We start from the raw sequence: 15,282 nt of genomic DNA, 5'->3' as shown, positions 1-15,282 counted from the left end.
GCAATGGGCGACAAGCCGCAATCGGTGCTTTTCTGCTGTGATCACAATGCGGTCCGCTCCCCCATGGCAGAGGGTCTGATGAAAAAGCTCTGCGGCATGGACATCTACGTTCAATCCGCCGGGGTCAGAAACGATCTGGAAATCGACGGCTTTGCCATCGCGGTCTGTGAGGAACTTGGTGTGGAACTGGCCCGCCACCGCGCGCGGTCCTTTGATGAGATGCAGGAATGGGGCGACGATTTGGAAGGCTTCGACCTGATTGTCGCGCTGTCGCCCGCGTCCCAGCGCCGCGCGCTGGAGTTGGCGCGCCACGCCCATATCGACGTGGAGTACTGGCCGATTATGGATCCCACAGGGCTGGGCGAGGGGCGGGAGGCCAAGCTGGCCAGCTACCGTCAAACGCGCGATCAGATCATGTCGAAACTGACCGCGCGGTTCGCCTGAACCCTTTGTAGGAGGTGAGCGATGTCCAGCGACCTCATCGTCCGATACTACGGGGCCTTTAATGCTGGCGACCTCGACGGGATGGCGGCCTGCGTGTCCGAAGATCTGGCCCACCATGTCAACGAAGGTCAGGTTCGCAGGGGGCGGGCGGCCTTCGTGGCGTTCAATGCCCACATGGCGCGCTGCTATCGTGAAGAGCTGCGGGACCTCGCCGTACTGTCTGGACCTCCGGGGCGCTTTGCGGCGGAGTTCACGGTGCATGGAACATACCTGCGCACGGATGACGGGCTGCCCGAAGCAAGGGGGCAAAGCTACGTCCTGCCTGCGGGCGCGTTCCTTACCGTTGCCGAAGGCGAAATCACCCGCATTGTCACCTATTACAATCTCGCCGATTGGCTGCGTCAGGTGGCATGACTGTGCGCCTGGAGGTTTTGCGCGGTGACGCCATCGCGCCCCACCTGACGGCTTTGGCAAACCTCCGGATCGCCGTGTTCCGCGACTGGCCATATTTGTATGATGGCGACCCAGGGTATGAGCGCGACTACCTCTCCGCCTATCAGTCACCAGGTGCGGTGGTGGTCGGGGCATTCGACGGGGGTCAAATGGTCGGTGCGGCGACGGCCGCCCGCATGGAGGACCACGCGCAGGATTTCGCGGCCGCCTTCGAGGGGGAGCGCTTGGACGAGATCTACTACCTTGCCGAGTCGGTTTTGTTGCCCGGCTACCGGGGCAGGGGGCTTGGCCATCGCTTCTATGACTTACGAGAAGAGGCCGCGCGGTCCGAAGGGCGGTCGCGCGTGGTCTTTTGTTCCGTCCTGCGGCCTGACGACCATCCCGCTCGCCCACGGGAGGCAAGGACCCATGATCTCTTTTGGCGGGGGCGTGGCTATGCGCCGCTACCCGGAGTGACGGCCACGTTTGCGTGGAAGGACATTGGGCAGACGGCACAATCCCCAAAGGTTCTTCAATTCTGGGGGCGTCGCCTGTGAGGATCGCTGCCGCCGCATACCCAATGGATCCGGTGGTAAGTTGGGACGCTTGGCGGGCGAAAACCGCGCGCTGGGTGACCGAGGCCGACGCGGATCTGCTTGTTTTTCCGGAATACGGTGCGATGGAATTGGCGTGCCTGGACGGTTTGGACGCCGCAGCGGATCTGGAGCGGTCCTTGCACGCAGTCGCCCGTCACGGACCCCAAGCGCAGGCCCATTGGGCGGCGCTCGCGAAGGACCATGCCTGCGCGATCCTGACGCCGTCCGGTCCGTGGGACGCGGGTCAAGCGCGGCCCGTCAATCGGGCCTGGTTCCATGGTGCTGATGGGACGCTGGGATATCAGGACAAACAGATCATGACCCGTTTCGAGCGGGAGGTTTGGGATGTGCAAGCGGGCGATCCGCTTCGCGTGTTTGAGGTTGGGGATGTTCGGATAGGGGTTTTGATCTGCTACGATGCGGAGTTCCCGGTTCTGGCCGAAAGCCTGTTTCGCCAAGGTGTTGATCTTCTCTTGGTCCCGTCCTGCACGGATGGTCTGGCGGGATACAACCGGGTGCGCATCGGCGCCATGTCCCGCGCCCTCGAAGGGCAGTGTGTTGTCGTCCAGGCCCCGACCGTTGGCGCCTGCGATTGGTCCCCAGCGGTGGACGAAAACCGGGGCGCCGCCGCGATCTATGGGCCGCCGGATCTCGGCTTTCCGGACGATGGGATCTTGGCCGTTGGTCCGCTGGACGTCCCCGGCTGGGTACGGGCAGAGATTGATCCTGTGGCCATCGCCCGGGTGCGCGCCGACGGCCAAGTCCTGAACCACGCGCATCGGTCCGAGGCGGCCCGGCGCGCGGCACGCCTGATTAGCCCTTGAACATTTGCCGTTTTGCGCCCATCTACCCGCATCCGCCGCAGGTCCTCTGCGGAGCAACATTAGGAGAGATCATGGCCAAGGAAGAACTTCTCGAATTCCCCGGCGTCGTGAAGGAACTCCTGCCGAACGCGACATTCCGGGTCGAACTCGAGAACGGCCATGAGATCATCGCGCATACGGCGGGCAAGATGCGGAAGAACCGCATTCGCGTTCTGGCAGGCGATAAGGTGCAGGTGGAAATGACGCCCTATGACCTGACCAAGGGCCGCATCAACTATCGCTTCAAGTAAGTCGGGTCCCGCCCATATGGCGCGCCTGATCCTCGGCTCCGGCTCGCCGCGCCGTCTCGAATTGCTGGCTCAGATTGGTATCACGCCTGACGACGTGCGCCCACCGGACGTGGACGAGACCCCTTTGTCCGGTGAACTGCCGCGTGTCTATTGTGAGCGGGTGACCGCGGCCAAGCTGGACGCGGTTGAGGCGTCCGATACTGATATCGTCCTCTGCGCCGATACAACTGTCGCCGTCGGACGTCGCATCCTTGGCAAGCCGGAGGGTGCCGACGAGGCCGCCGAGTTTTTGCGTCTTTTGTCAGGCCGTCGCCACCGCGTGATCACTTCGATTGCGGTTCGCTTGGGGGACAGCCGATGGCACCGGACCGTTGTCTCAACGGTTCGCCTCAAGCGCCTGACCGAAGCGGAGATCACCGGCTATCTGCGCACAGGCGATTGGCAGGGAAAGGCGGGCGCTTACGCGGTCCAAGGACCCGCCGCGGCATTTGTCGCCTGGATGGAGGGCAGCCATTCCGCCATCGTCGGCTTGCCGCTCCATGAAACTGCCAGTTTGTTGCAAGCGGCTGGATGGAAGGTTTGGACATGAAGGGCGATCAGATTGTCCTAGGCAGTCACAAAGGGCGCTCCGCCGCCGCCTGGTTTCGGGACGGGCGCCTGCATGACCTTTGCATTGATCCCCCCGAGGGGCGGCCAAGCCTCGGCGCGGTCTACCGCGCGGTGTGCGACCGCCCGATCAAGGGGCAGGGCGGGATGTTCCTGAAGCTGCCCGGCGGGGCCACCGCATGGCATCGCAACGCCAAGGGCCTCGTTCCAGGACAAGTCCTGCTGGTGCAGGTGTCCGGTCACGCCGAGCCGGGCAAGGCCATTCCCGTCACAGACCGGGTGCTGTTCAAGTCGCGATATTGCATCGTGACGCCCAATGCGCCGGGCCTCAACGTGGCGCGGTCTATCACCGATGATGCGGAGCGGGATCGCTTGCTTGAAATCGCCCATGATGTCTTGCCAGATGATCGCGGCACAAGTGGTGTGATCCTGCGCAGTCAATCGGCGGAAGCGGATGAAGAGGCGTTGGAGGCAGACCTCGCCCAAACCTGGGAGCTGGCCGAAGCGGTATTGTCTGACGCTGGGTCTGAACCCGAGCATCTGCTGGACGGACCAGATGCCCATACCCTCGCCTGGCGCGACTGGCCGGAGGCACCGACGTCAGAGGCCTGGGATGACGTCCTGGATGACCTTGATCGTCTCACGTCGCCTGAGGTCAGGGTGGGGCCTGTCACGCTTTTCATCGAGCCTACGCGGGCCCTGGTGGCCGTTGACGTCAATACCGGGGAAAGCGGCGCGGCAGGTGGGCTCAAGGCCAATCTTGCCGCCGTGCGAGAACTGCCCCGACAGCTTCGCCTTCGTGGCCTCGGAGGCCAGATTGTGATCGACATGGCTCCCATGGCCAAGAAAGACCGTCGCACGGTGGAACAGGCCCTGCGCTCAGCGCTGCGCGACGACACAGTCGAGACATCACTGATCGGTTGGACACCTTTGGGCCATCTCGAGCTGACCCGGCGCAGGGAGCGTTTGCCTTTGGGAGATCTGCTGTGAGTTGCCCGATCTGCGACAAAGAAAGCGATGCGAAGTACCGCCCGTTTTGTTCGCGACGCTGCGCCGATGTGGATCTTGGGCGGTGGCTGAACGGTAGCTACGCGGTTCCCTCTAGCGATCCCGATGACGCCGACGCACTGGCCGATGCCGCGCGCGACGGTTTGGGGCAACAGAAGCGTCCACATTGATCATTTTGATCTAGACACCGGAATCGCGCTGACTTAGACGAGGCGCACCTCAGCAAAGGCAGCGCCTTTGCACCTCCCGTGCCCGGGTAGCTCAGGGGTAGAGCAGTGGATTGAAAATCCTCGTGTCGGTGGTTCGATTCCGCCCCCGGGCACCACAATATCTACCGTAAGGCTTTGATATGGTTGGACACTGCCCCTGAGGTTTGGCTATGTGTGTTCACACCCGTGTTCACAAACGGGAATAGCCATGCCGATGATCGCCGTGAAGTACGCCAAGACCGACCCCAGAAATGGAAACCTCAATTACCGCCGCCGCGTCCCCAACGCGCTGAAACCTTACTTCCCCGGGAAGACGATGCTGGTGAAGGCGCTGGGCAAAGGCGGTGCGGCCATGATTGCTTACGGCAGGTATCACGACCAAATCGAACACCTTCTAGCCTTAGCGAAGAACGGTGTGACAGGTCTTTCACAGACCGAGCAACAGACACGCCTCAAGGCGATGCTCAAAAAATGGGAGGCTGACCCCCATTCGCCGGGGCTGGATGACAATGAACGGACATGGCGGAGTGAGGCGGCTGACCAGATGCTCGCGCCCTATCAGGACCCCGATACTGGTGTGTGGTCTGAAGTCCCCGCTGAGGTGGAGGCGCAGGCGACCGCCCTCCTAACTGGTATCCCTAAAACGAACCCAGAACCGACCATAACTGATGCCTTCAAGTTCTATCTTGTAGAGAAGGCCATGACGATCCCGGAGAAGCGCAAGAAACAGCAGCAACGTTTCAGGCGGGCCGAACAGAACCTGATCGCCGCAGTGGCGTCAGATAAGCTGGTGTCACAGATCACCCGCGAAGATGCTCGAAACTGGCGAGATATGCGACTTGCGACGAAGGTATCGCCAGACACAGTGAGGCGTGAGAAGAACGACATTCATGCGGTGATTGCCTTGGCCCAGAGTGAGCTAGACGCCAGCGGGAAAAACCAATTCACCAAGCTCACCCTGCCCAAACCGCCGGTCAGCCGTCAGCAACAACGCGAACCCCTCCCCCCAGAGGTGATTGCAGGCGTTTATGAGAGACTGGAGGCCAAGCGACCGGACCTCCTGCCGATCTGGACCCTTCTTGACTTTACCGGGGCGCGGCCAAGTGAGATCAGTCAGTTACTTGTCGGGGAAATTGCGCTGAACCACCCTGTCCCCCATATCATCATTCACGAGCGCGACGACCGGACGCTTAAGACTTCATGGTCTATTCGACAGGTGCCTCTTGTCGGTGCCGCATTGGAAGCCGCCAAAAAGGTGGTCAGAGGCGTCAATAATGCAGACACCCCGGCTTTTCCCCGCTACTTTGGGGAAGGTGGAATGGATAACCTTTCACAGGCCTTGAGAAGCCGTGTCAGGGCGTTGACGAAGAACCCCAAGCATGTTCCCTACAGCCTGCGCCACAACATGAAAGACCGGCTGATCGCAGCAGAAGTCTTCCACAACACACAGACGGCCATTCAGGGCCACGCCTCAGGTTCGGGCGAGGAAGCGTCTTACGGAAGCGCCGTCTCTTTAGAGCAAAAGCGGGATGCACTGCTGAAGGCACTAGATGGCTACCGGTCAAAATCGGTTGAATAATCGACGGGAGCAAGGCACTTTCTCTTATGAGGCTGGCCCAGCTGAAAGCAAAGGGCAGCGGGCAACGTCGGGCGAAAAATTGATCGTTGCCGCAAACCAGATGAGCTTTCCGAATTTGCTTCGGAGGCCGCAAGATATGGTACGAGATGACACTTGATATTCGCGGCAGCCTAAAAAACACCAAGCCCAGCCGGAATAGATATGTCGTTTTTGAGGAATTGCTTTCTAACGCGCTTGATTCCTACTTGGTCCGAAAGACCGCGAGCGGCAATATTGAGCCATTTGAAGCCAAATTTGAGATAGCTCTACAAAGCCTAAACTTGTTCGGAGATGATTTTTCTGCCTGTATCAGGTGCTCGGATAACGGTGCCGGGATGGGAAAAGAACAGATGGCCGCGTTCGTTACGAAGGACACATCGTATAAGGACGACTTGGCAGTTCCTGGCATAGGTAAATGCAAGGGAACGGGCCGAATTCAGTTCTTTTTGCACTACGAACAGGTTTCGATTGAAAGCGTATTCGAGGAGGAAGGCAGGCAATACAAAGTCACGGCTGAATACAACGCACCAAGAAAACTCTTTAGCCTTGAAGACTTCGACGTGGCCGCGACAGAAGGGCAATCCATAGGTACGACCATCACGCTTGATCGTCTCAGACCCGAAATCAAAGAGCCCGTCTATGATACCTCAGACATTTCCCAGTTCTTTTCGGCCGATATTCTAAGGAGCCACCTTTTTGGTGCGTTCGTTCACCGGTTGGTCGGACTTTCTGAAACTCTTGGAGAATTCAAGATCGCGATCCGGAGCGACATTGCTGGCGCTACCGAGGAACGAGCAATAATACAGTCTGATCTCCCAAACCCTGACAATATCTACCCGCTAAAGGTCTTTGTAAAAGACCCAGACACGGGTGAGGACACAGAGGATTTTCGGGACATTTCTGTCGCCCATTACACTTTGCCGGTCACTGAGTTTGATCTCAAAAAGAATATGATTGCGCTTTGTGCAAAACAGACACCAGTACTAGAAGTAACAGGGAAGTTTCTACGAACTCGTGCCATTGAGAGTGCGCCTGTAAACGGAAACTACCATATTTTGTTAATTGAAGGCGCTGTATTTGACGATAATGTGAATGAGAACCGCGATGGTTTTCTTGGTATTCCTGAAACGCCAGACTCAAGCGGCTTTCTCGACACGGAGAAGGTATCTTTCGACGACGTTTACAAGACCATTGAGCCATTGGTTGTCCGCCTTCTCTCGCCACCGACGTGGACCCGCGAGCAAGTCGTCGAGGAAATGGCCAGCGACTTTGGGCTATCTGAAGAGATGATTACAGATACGGTGACAAGAATTCAATTTGGCGAGACCGCCAAGGATGTTGCCGTGAGGGTCTTGGAGAAACACCAAAAGAAAGTAATTGATACGACTGAAGAAATTTTGACGATGAAGTCGGAAATTCTTCATCTGGACCCAGCAACGCCCGAGTTTAGAGATCGTGTGAATGATCTTGCTTGGAAGGTCACATCCGCCATCGACGAAATAGACAAAACCAACCTTTCTCAACTTGTTGTTCGCAGGTCCGCCATCATTGACATCTTGGCCCATGCAAAGGACCTAGAGCTTACGGCACAGGCTAGCGAAAGCGGCGCTCGAAGAAGAGATGAGAGCATCCTGCACAATATTTTCTTTCCACGCTTTACAGATAGCACTGAGACGAAAGATCACGACGTCTGGCTATTGAGCGAGGAGTATCAGTACTTTGACTACATCACGTCCGACAAGCAGCTTTCTAGTATGAGGCTTGAAGGACAAGTCCCGCTGTTTGATGCGGATGTGGATGAGGTCCTGGAGGCCGCATTCGAAAGTACAAATTCGCAGTTTGGCGGCAAGCGCCCTGACATTGCACTTTTCACCAAGGAAGGTGCGGCAGTAATCGTCGAATTCAAGGCCCCCGGCGTTGGCATGCAGGAACATCAAAACGACCTTGTGGAGTATGCGAACATACTATGCGCGAAGTCTAATGGGCAGATTAACCGTTTTTACGGCTATCTCGTCGGGAATACTATTGAGCCGATGCGGGTGTTTGGATGGGAGCGCTTCGCCAAGGGTGGAGGCTACTTTAGAACGGCGGACCTTAAGGAACCGAACACAGGCCACACAATCGGTCAGCTCTATTCGGAGATGCTGAAGTACGACGATATTGTGGATAGGGCTAGGACCCGCATTAGGGCTTACCGCGAGCGCCTAGGCCTCAGGTCAGCTTAGCTACCCAATAAGGGCTTTCCCAGAGTTTTTGGGGTCAGATTTTCGAGAGGCCATATCGCTATCTCGCTGTACGCGCTTCCCCCCCTATGCCCCCCAACGCGACCCCAGAAGCACAGCTGGGGCAATCTCCCGGAAGGGGGTGGGGTCTTTCGTGCGATAGCGACCGACAGGTGGGGGCCGTTGCGCTGGGTAGGGGATGGGGTGTCATCAAATAGGATGTTACATGCACAACCTACTTTGACATTTGCAACGGCAAGGCGTAGAGCGTCGATCCGGGGCGAGAGGAGACCACAGACCATGCGCCAGTTCGTGACATACAAGCGGGTCAGCACCGCAGAGCAAGGCCGCTCAGGGCTGGGGCTGGAAGCCCAGACACGAGACATAGGGATATTCCTTGAGACCTATGCGGAAGAACCCTTTGAGGTGCTTGCAGAGTTTACAGAGGTGCAGAGCGGAGGGGCGGACGATAGACCCGAGCTGGCAGAGGCCCTTGAGCTGGTGCGCAAGGCCGGGGCTGAGCTGCTGGTGGCGAAGCTGGACCGCCTGAGCCGGAAGGTTTCCTTCATAGCGACCCTGATGGATGACAAGCGGGTGAAGCTCAGGGTCGCGGCCATGCCCAGCGCCGACAAGTTCCAGCTCCATATCTATGCCGCACTGGCAGAACAGGAGCGCGAGTTCATATCCCTCAGAACCAAGGCTGCACTGGCAGAGGCAAAGGCCAAGGGAACCAAGCTGGGGGGCCTTAGGGATAAGACAGGCAAGCGCAACAAGGCTGTGCAGGCACAGGCCCTCAGAGGGGCAGAGCGTGTCGCGGGAATTGTCGTGCCGCTGCGCAGTCAGGGTGCCACCCTCAGAGAGATCGCCACCACCTTGAACAGCTCAGGCGTTCCTACGGCACGGGGCGGGCAATGGCAGGCATCACAGGTGCAGCGGGTGTTGCAGCGCCTAGAGGCCGCAGAGACGCCACAGGAGGGCCGCTAGATGTCCCTGGCCGCTTGTCCTCTATCTGTTTTGTCTGGCGCTGAGAGGTCCGCACATAGCTTCATTAGAGCTGGTTTTGATGGTTGCCCTATAAGGAACCGACAAACACCATTCACGACCCACAGACACCCCTCAGCAAGCCCTGTTATAGGCGACCACCCGTCCGCCGTTTCCCCCAAACGGACCCCGTGGAGGGCCGCAGAATGACCAGCCCCAGGACATTTTCCCTTGAGAAGCTCAGAGCCGAACACGCCAGCGGTACCACGGCCCCAAAAAAGAACCCCACTAAGTTGCCGCTAGACGAGCTGACAACGGAAGCGGGGGCCTTCCAGATGCGAGAGGACGAATTGGTGGAGAGTTGGGCGCATGACCTGCACCAGCAGATCAAGCAGGGTGATGGGAAGCTAGACCCGATATTGGTCTGGTGGACCGGGGCGCGTTGGGTGGTGATGGACGGCCACCACAGGTTAGAGGCGTATCGCCGTGACCGGGGGCGGAGCGCCAAGTATCGCCGGATACCCGTGACGGCTTCCCAAGCCCCTGACGTTGAGGCCGCAATCCTTGAGGCCAACCGTGAGAACGCGAAAGACAAGCTCAACACCACCCCAGAGGACAAGCACAGACAGGCATGGTTTCTGACGGTGGAGGGTATCGGGGGAAGCGTCCGTGACGTGCAGGAGGCCACCGGCACTAGCAAAAGCACGGTGGACAGGATGCGACAAGTGCTTAAAGCACTGCGCGGTAAGGGCTGGATCAACGAATACCTCCTGAGCCTAACGTGGCAGGAGGCGCGGGAGGCCGCGAAGGACAATGGCGAGCGGGTGATGCTCAACCTCAGCGAAGATGAAGAGCTTGAGAGGGAGGCAAAGCGATGGGCCGAAAGGCTGGGCCGGGAGTTCGGTAGCAAGCTCAGCGATGCGCCTGACATAGCTGCACTGATGCTCTTGAGCTACGGACGGGAGACAACCAAGCGCATCCTTCAAAGCCGCTTCCTGTATGAGCTGAGGGAGGAGCTCGAGGAGGAGGAAAGCCTAGAGGCGGAGGAGGACGGATGGATAGAAGAACCCGCCGACCGCCGTATCCCCCTCAAGGACACCTCAGACGTTCCCTTCTAGCACCCAACGCCGATCAAGGCTGGGGTCTACCCCTTCCTACCTGCGCTTCGCAGGAAGCCGTAAGCGGGCCTTTCAGGTACATTCCGGGCGGTGTGGAGGAGATACCCCCTCAGAACGCCGGAGGGGCCTGTGGGGCAGCCTTAGAGGGGCCTTGAGGGGAGAAGGCAAGGAGAGGACCACAGAGCGACCGTGACCCCTAAGGAGACCCGGAAGGAAACGTGAGAAGTGTCCCTTACATGTTATGTCCCAATGGGACAGAACGAAGACCCCTTGATAGCGCCCAAAATCCGTGTTTTATCGTTTAAGGAGAGGATGTTACGCACAAGTGGAATGTTCCCACTCCTGCAATGAAACTTGAAAAGCACAGGGGGGAATGAACCGTGCGGTTTTACCCATTCTATCATGGACGGATCACAGGCGAGCGGTGGGCTTGGATCGAATACCGACCCCGCAGCATTTGGGTTGTCCTGAACGGATACGCCTTGGCGGTATGCTGGGGGCCAGTCCAGAGGCAAGAGCCGTGGTGTCCTTCTGGGGATACGCCAAGCGCGACCCCAGCGGAGACCTAACCCCAATAGCTCAGACGGTTTGTGTTCACATTTGACTTCACATCCCGCCAAATGAGCTGCATTATCCCTTTGAAATCAATAGGGTGTGAATGCGCAAGAAGCCGCCCCCGGGCACCATTTTTACAAATGAAAACAATATCTTGATTGCATTGTCAGTGTGCCCAGCGATTGCACAATCTGACTTGGGTGTCTTTTGGGTGCCAGCTGCACATGGGAGGATGTCTAGGGGAGCATCGGCGTAGGCATAGATGTTCGCATCCGGAACAACGCTCTTATCTTGGAAGTTTGAGCTTTGGGTCGGACCAAATACAAGGACTAGGGCTTCGAGTGCCGCAGCCTAGGACCGAGAAGCACCCGTCTGGATTTTGAGAGTTCTATTCTCTTTGGTGTACTCAGGCCCAACGATATAGTCCTCGCGCTCTAGTTCAGGATTTAGCGTCGAGGTCGTCAAAATGATCTGATGCGGTTTGCTTTCGACATCCATGAGATCGGCAATGACCTTTTGGAAGTTCCTGACACGGTCACCGACCATACCTTTATCCTCCACGTTGTCGAGCAAGAGCATCCTTGGATATCTCATTTGCAAATTCTGTAGGGAGGACAGGAGCAAACCAATGAAAAGACTGTTCTTGACCACAACCATACCACTGGCACTTGTTGTGATGTTTGGATCACCGTTGATCGCAAACCAGTCGTCTTCAAAACTGAAGTCAAATTTCTCCAGCGCCTCAAAATCATTGTGTTCTTCCAGGTCCATTTCGAGCACACGTTTTGTTTGGTCAGAAATGCGGGTCTTCACTTGACGCCGGCGATTATCCCGAGCCAACTCCAATGCTTGAATTTCGTTCCTTAGCTTTTCGACAGCGCTAGAGGCGTTCTCTTTTGCTTCTTTGACCTCATTGATTTGTTGCCTGAGGTCCGACAACTTGCCCAGCTCGTCCAATCGGGAGTCTATCTTTCCGATCTCGCGACTTTTTTCTGATACCAGGGCGGTTCGGCCATCGACGCAAGCATTTCTGACTTCATCGAACTGCCTCATCTGGCGAGACATACTTGTCTTCAAGCGAGTAGCTTCTTTCTTAAGTGCACTTAGCTTGCCTTCACGCTTTTCTTGTAGCCGTAAGCTCTCAGAAATTTGCCCTTCTATGTCCAACCGGAGTTCAAAGAGCTTTGTATCTCTGTCCTCTTTTGGAAGCTCTTCCTTGCATAGATGACATTGGTGGTCAGACGCATCGGCCAGCGGCTGCAAGCAGGCCGGGCAAAGCTCAAAGGGAACTTCTCCAATCGCTAAATATGTTGCTGCTGTTCTGTCAAACTCTTTGAGAAGCTGCTCGAGGTGTCTGACGAACTGATCACTATCAGAGACCTCAAAATTGAGCGACACAATTTTACGCTCAATTCCCACCAGTATGTTGCGCTCTTTTGAAATTTTCTCGTAGAGCTTTCGACGCTCACTCTCAGCCGATTTTGCCATTTGAGAGCTGTCAATGTCTGCACCATGGAGATCTTCAATCTCCTTTTGAAGCGTCTCTCGTCGCCGTGATAAATTGGTATTCTCGGCTTCAAACGCTCCTTCGACGAAATTTTCGCCTAGAGTCGCAGTAGCCCTCAGCAGATTTGTGAGTTTCGTGCTAAGATCGCTCTCTATCTTCCGGCTCTCTCGCAAAGCAATGCGCTTCGAGTAAAGTTGGTTGTTGCCGATCCCACAGAGCAGTTCGGACACAGCTTCCCAAGTATCTCGGGGATCAAAGTCTTCGCTTCGGAAAATGCGTTGGAACGGTGTGGTTTGATCTACGTACATCAGTCTTAGGATTTGATGCATTGTGATGTTTGAACCCTCATCTCCCGGAATCGCCGGAAGGCCAAGCGCTCTAAACAGAATCTGACTGAAAGTTTTTGAGTGATCGTTCCGCGTATAGGGATATCTCTGCCAACCATCTGCCGCGGCTTCAAGGCCGTCTTGCAATTCTCCAAAATAGATGTGCATGGGCCGATTGCTGTCGGTTGATACGTCTCTTCGTAGGGAGAGTTTCGTTCCGTTGGCTGAAACTTCAGCAAACACAGTATCACATCTTTGGGCAACGGGCTTCCACTTGGTGAGGTTTCCCCCCAAGGCAAAGAAATGAAATCTAGTATTGAGGACTTTCCCGATCCATTGGACCCGTGAATGATGTTCAAGCCAGCGTGAAACTTCTGATCATAAGCTCTCTGAACACTCTTCATTACAATCAAGCGATTCAGTTTGAGAATTGACGACATTACCTAAATCGTCCTCCCAACTCCAAATTTGTGCGCCGGAGCAAACCACTTGGGCCATCCAAGGGTATATCACTTAGTCCTTCAGTGATAAAGGTGAGCTGGCGCGAGTTTTCAGTTACAAACGCGTGCAACACCTGGTTCAACTCGGCTGGAATACCTCTTGGCGACAGCGTGAGGTTCCCCTCCTTGAACGCGTCCGCTGATAGTATGTTCTTTGCCACCAACTGGCGAAGCGCTGCTTTTTGGAAGACCTGTAACTCGCGAAACGCTGTCCGAATATCTGGAAGGCTGACAAAACTGTCGCTCGGCTTGGGTATGTTAAGGTCCCTCAGCGATGACCGAAGTGAGCCAAATCCTTGGTATTGAATTTCATACAAATACTCAGGGAAAAGCAAAAAGGTATCAAGAAGGGATGCTCTAGGAATAGACAGTTGCCTATTTGTCGCTAAGCGCTATGCCAATATCCTGAAGCTGCAATGATGGGGGTCTCTCATCGGGTGCCAAATCCTAATCATTTGGCTTCGTCCAGTTTATATGACAGTTTCCTGTTAAATAGTAGATCGCGCTGTGAATATCAGCGATATTGAACAGGTCATTCGACGCTTGCTTTTCACTCAGCGGTGATAGTAGTTTGGAGTGTATAGCCGTATTCACAACTACGTCGTCTGCCCCTGCTCGAATTAGAGGCGCAATGTGAATGCGGAAAAGCGTGAGAACTTCACTCAGAAACTGACGATACTTTTGGCGAGCGCTTCCAGATATGGCATTTCGCCTCACCATTTTATGGATTCGTTCCTTCTCAGCCTCGGCGTCGTCAGTTTCTTGATCGCATTTACCTCCTTTTGCGAGCTTTTCTGCCAGCGAAAGTCGGTCGCCCTTCACGGTGCTTATGTAGTATTCAAGGTCATCGACAGAGACCCGGTCATCAACGTCAAGCCCTTCCGAAGCAAATAGCTCTTCCAGAAAATTCTGCACGCACGAGTAGCCGAGTTCATCTTTGTGGCCAAATTTACAAATTTCGCGATGGTTCGCGTCAATTGGGATGGGGTCACAGTCTGGGACGCCGGGGTTGGCCGAGCCTGCATCAACGACCATAGCGCCGTTCGTATTCATCGTTTCATAGAATGCGCAGGATCGCACTCCTGCTTCTGGAGCTTTATTTTTGTACTACGTGTTCAAGTCAACGAGCAAAGCACCGGCTTTCTCAAGTTCCTTCGTCTGTTTCGACGCAACACCAGGAATTAATGATAGGATGGATGCCAAGGGTGACCCGGAGTGTGGGCTAGCAAAGAATACTACCCCCTTGCAGTTTCCGAAGATGGCTTTCTTTGGGAGCGTCGTCGAGCTTTCGCAGGCGCGAAGCATAGCTTTTGTGATCACACCACCAAGGCTATGACAAACAAAAACCAGTGGCCTTCTGCCAATCTTTTTTGCGCGCAAAAGCTCGGACATGCTCGCCGCGACTGTAAGCAGAGAAAGATCGGGGCCGCTCAGAAGAGCGCTATACTTTGATGTTGGGTAGTCCAACCCCCAAATCGAAACGCCCGGAAAAGCCTCCGACAACCAAACCGGCCATACATCGCCAGAACTACCGGATGGGTTTTGCCAGCAGCTTTCAAAGGCATCGCCCAAACCATGGATAAATACGATGTCAACGGCGGGCAGGCCGTTCGGAGGAGTATAAATTTCATTTAGTTGAAAATCAGACAAGAAGTACCTGCGCAGGCTGATCCTTTTGGGTTCAACAATGCGCAAATACTACATGTAGTGCAAGGCGGCAGTCACTTCATCGAACTGATAGCTTTGCGCGCCTCTTTCTCGGCCACTGAGCCTTTCACCCACTGCCACTGTGTGCGCGGTTTACGAGCTTTCGCCAGTTCAGGGTTCGCCTTGGCATCGCTGACGGCAGCGCGCAGGCGTTCACGGGCTTCGCGTGGGTCAATCTTCAGTTCTTCGCAAAGTGCTTTCAGTGTGACGATATCGGCTATGTCGATCTCCTATGTTGCTGATGCAGATCGATAAGACGCGCGCCCTGCGCATGTCAGGGACAATGACCTGCTCCCCTTAGAGTCCGCGCTTATAGGTTAGCGCTGTTCAGGGTTTGGT

General features: G+C 56.0%; 16 protein-coding genes, 1 tRNA gene and 1 pseudogene. 13 read left to right on the top strand and 5 right to left on the bottom strand.

What is annotated here, in order from left to right:
- Nucleotides 1–3 precede the first annotated feature (3 nt).
- The 13 genes from K5R33_RS17775 to K5R33_RS17715 all read left to right on the top strand — a co-directional run bounded on the left by K5R33_RS17775 (nt 4) and on the right by K5R33_RS17715 (nt 10,348).
- Nucleotides 4–444, top strand: a complete 441-nt coding sequence (locus K5R33_RS17775) for an arsenate-mycothiol transferase ArsC (protein ID WP_220750431.1) — start codon at nt 4–6, stop codon at nt 442–444.
- Nucleotides 445–465: 21 nt separating this feature from the next.
- A complete protein-coding gene (locus tag K5R33_RS17770; RefSeq protein ID WP_220750430.1) occupies nt 466–858 on the top strand; it encodes a nuclear transport factor 2 family protein in 393 nt (130 codons plus the stop codon).
- The gene (locus K5R33_RS17765; protein ID WP_220750429.1) at nt 855–1,433 is read left to right on the top strand and encodes a GNAT family N-acetyltransferase; all 579 of its coding nucleotides are present in this window, start codon (nt 855–857) and stop codon (nt 1,431–1,433) included. Before K5R33_RS17770 ends, K5R33_RS17765 begins: the two co-directional genes overlap by 4 nt.
- Entirely contained in the window at nt 1,430–2,296 is an 867-nt protein-coding gene (locus K5R33_RS17760) for a carbon-nitrogen hydrolase family protein (protein ID WP_220750428.1), read from the top strand. Before K5R33_RS17765 ends, K5R33_RS17760 begins: the two co-directional genes overlap by 4 nt.
- A 71-nt stretch (nt 2,297–2,367) precedes the next feature.
- Complete coding sequence (gene infA / locus K5R33_RS17755; RefSeq protein WP_007205486.1) at nt 2,368–2,586, top strand: translation initiation factor IF-1; 219 nt, start codon at nt 2,368–2,370, stop codon at nt 2,584–2,586.
- A 16-nt stretch (nt 2,587–2,602) separates the two neighbouring features.
- Nucleotides 2,603–3,175, top strand: coding sequence for a Maf family protein (locus K5R33_RS17750; RefSeq protein WP_220750427.1), 573 nt, complete (start codon nt 2,603–2,605; stop codon nt 3,173–3,175).
- A complete protein-coding gene (locus K5R33_RS17745) occupies nt 3,172–4,182 on the top strand; it encodes a ribonuclease E/G (RefSeq protein ID WP_220750488.1) in 1,011 nt (336 codons plus the stop codon). Before K5R33_RS17750 ends, K5R33_RS17745 begins: the two co-directional genes overlap by 4 nt.
- Nucleotides 4,179–4,370: a DNA gyrase inhibitor YacG gene (locus K5R33_RS17740; protein WP_220750426.1), complete on the top strand. Its 192-nt coding sequence runs from the start codon at nt 4,179–4,181 to the stop codon at nt 4,368–4,370. Before K5R33_RS17745 ends, K5R33_RS17740 begins: the two co-directional genes overlap by 4 nt.
- Nucleotides 4,371–4,450: 80 nt before the next feature.
- A tRNA-Phe gene (locus tag K5R33_RS17735) sits at nt 4,451–4,525 on the top strand.
- Between the two features lie 92 nt (nt 4,526–4,617).
- Entirely contained in the window at nt 4,618–5,988 is a 1,371-nt protein-coding gene (locus tag K5R33_RS17730; RefSeq protein WP_220750425.1) for a site-specific integrase, read from the top strand.
- Nucleotides 5,989–6,134: 146 nt separating this feature from the next.
- Nucleotides 6,135–8,252 (top strand): hypothetical protein, encoded by a 2,118-nt coding sequence (locus tag K5R33_RS17725; protein WP_220750424.1) that lies wholly within the window; start codon nt 6,135–6,137, stop codon nt 8,250–8,252.
- Nucleotides 8,253–8,549: 297 nt separating this feature from the next.
- A complete protein-coding gene (locus K5R33_RS17720) occupies nt 8,550–9,233 on the top strand; it encodes a recombinase family protein (RefSeq protein ID WP_220750423.1) in 684 nt (227 codons plus the stop codon).
- Nucleotides 9,234–9,436: 203 nt separating this feature from the next.
- The gene (locus K5R33_RS17715; protein WP_220750422.1) at nt 9,437–10,348 is read left to right on the top strand and encodes a ParB N-terminal domain-containing protein; all 912 of its coding nucleotides are present in this window, start codon (nt 9,437–9,439) and stop codon (nt 10,346–10,348) included.
- Nucleotides 10,349–11,254: 906 nt separating this feature from the next.
- On the opposite strand, the gene K5R33_RS17710 is transcribed toward K5R33_RS17715, so the two are convergent.
- From K5R33_RS17710 to K5R33_RS17695, 5 genes and pseudogenes are all read right to left on the bottom strand, one after another.
- The gene (locus K5R33_RS17710) at nt 11,255–12,979 is read right to left on the bottom strand and encodes a coiled-coil domain-containing protein (protein WP_255588519.1); all 1,725 of its coding nucleotides are present in this window, start codon (nt 12,977–12,979) and stop codon (nt 11,255–11,257) included.
- 62 nt (nt 12,980–13,041) lie between these two features.
- Nucleotides 13,042–13,140: pseudogene (locus K5R33_RS19255) on the bottom strand (AAA family ATPase); the annotation flags it as partial.
- A gap of 35 nt (nt 13,141–13,175) precedes the next feature.
- Nucleotides 13,176–13,607 carry an ABC-three component system middle component 5 gene (locus K5R33_RS19250; protein WP_373314193.1) on the bottom strand — a complete coding sequence of 144 codons (432 nt, stop codon included), beginning with the start codon at nt 13,605–13,607 and terminating at the stop codon, nt 13,176–13,178.
- Nucleotides 13,608–13,683: 76 nt separating this feature from the next.
- A complete protein-coding gene (locus K5R33_RS17700) occupies nt 13,684–14,271 on the bottom strand; it encodes an ABC-three component system protein (RefSeq protein WP_220750419.1) in 588 nt (195 codons plus the stop codon).
- 72 nt (nt 14,272–14,343) lie between these two features.
- Nucleotides 14,344–14,886 (bottom strand): esterase/lipase family protein, encoded by a 543-nt coding sequence (locus K5R33_RS17695; protein WP_220750418.1) that lies wholly within the window; start codon nt 14,884–14,886, stop codon nt 14,344–14,346.
- Nucleotides 14,887–15,282: the final 396 nt, after the last annotated feature.

Source organism: Jannaschia pagri, from assembly GCF_019655435.1.
Taxonomy (GTDB): Bacteria; Pseudomonadota; Alphaproteobacteria; order Rhodobacterales; family Rhodobacteraceae; genus Jannaschia; species Jannaschia pagri.
This window is presented reverse-complemented; position numbering and strand designations above follow the sequence as displayed.